1 protein-coding gene and 1 pseudogene are annotated in these 1,364 nt (G+C 70.1%); both read right to left on the bottom strand.

Annotated features, from left to right (window positions below):
- Window positions 1–302: pseudogene (locus tag ACWD1Z_RS37640) on the bottom strand (IS701 family transposase); the annotation flags it as partial.
- 124 nt (window positions 303–426) lie between these two features.
- On the bottom strand, window positions 427–1,074 hold the full coding sequence (locus ACWD1Z_RS37645; protein ID WP_451125440.1) for an IS701 family transposase: 648 nt from the start codon (window positions 1,072–1,074) through the stop codon (window positions 427–429).
- Window positions 1,075–1,364: the final 290 nt, after the last annotated feature.

Below are 1,364 nucleotides of genomic sequence, written 5' to 3' on the forward strand. Positions count from 1 at the left end.
CAGGGGCCCGGGTGGGGTGAACCACTGGTCCCAGCAGAAGGAGCAGGCGCAGTTGACCAGGGTTGGTGGCGGCGGATGGCGCGGTCGGAGCGGACTTGGAAGTCGGCCCAGCCCAGTTCGTCCTTGATCTGTTTGTAGCTCTGCTCGATCCATGGCCGCAGGCCGTAGAGGCGGACGATCTCGGCGAGGTCGGCCGGCGGGTGCGGGCCGGTGGCAGCGTGTGGTGCGTCGGGGTGGGGCAGGTTGGTGGCCAGATACCAGGTGGCTTTCTCCGGCAGGCCGGCTGGGTCGGTGATGGCCACGACCAGCCGGCAGGGCGAGTCGGGGCCGTAGCCGCCCAGGCGGGCATCGGCCGCCCACCAGGTCTCGGTGTGCCCGTTGCGGAAGTGACGCTCAACGGGCGTCCAGTCGCCGGGATGTTTAGCATCACGCCAGGTCAGGGCGTGGGCCGCTTCGATGGGGGTGTGCGGCTGGTCGGCCGGGGCCCAGGTGCCGCAGTGCGGTTTGAGCGCGACGACATAGGCCAGGCCGGCCTCGCGCAGCGCGCGATACCAGTCGTCGCTGACTTAAGTAGGCGCAGTCGGCCACCACCGCCCGGCAGCCGAAGCCCGCCGCCTTCCCGCGGGCCGCAAGGGCTGCGGCCAGCTGCGGTTTCGTACGGAAGGCCGGATCGGACCGGCCGCGGGCGAAGTGATGCGCGGGGGTGTAGGGGGTCGCGTGCCGCGGGTAGTACACGCGGCCGTCGGTCCACACCGTGGTCACCGTGACGATGCCGTTGTCGGTCTTGCCGCACCGGCCCAGCCACTGCCGGCCCACATGCGCGGTCGCGGTGCCGTCCTTGCGGTCCCCGGAGTCGTCGATCACGATCACCCCGCCATCGTGCGGAGCCGTCGCCGGCTGCTCGCGCAGCAGTGCAAGCCGCCGGTCGTTGATCTGCTCGGCCTCCCAGGGCGACTCGGACAGGAAGAACTGCAGCCGCTGCACCCCCGGCATCCCCGCACCCGCCAACGGCTCCGCCCCTGCCAGGCAGGTGATCGTCTTGTTCCGCTCCCGCGGCGCCAGCAGCCCGGTCAAATACTCGCGAAAGCCCCGCCGCCGAGCCAGGCTGTAAAAGAGGTCGTCGAACCGGGGCCGCGTACTCCTCCAACGGTCCCGGCGCGGGCGGACACGGACGGCGAGCGGTCATCTTCAGCCCCCAGCAGGCCAGTTGACTCCTACCACCGGCCTACGACCAACCCAACCTGCAGTCAACCCTCACCATCACCGGGATTTAACGAACTACCGGTAACGCCGCTCGCGAGGCCGTATGGGCCTGCTACTTCAACGACGGCACCTACGCACCGGAAGAGATCAGCCTGCCCGAG

The sequence above is a fragment of the Streptomyces sp. NPDC002784 genome, assembly GCF_053592135.1.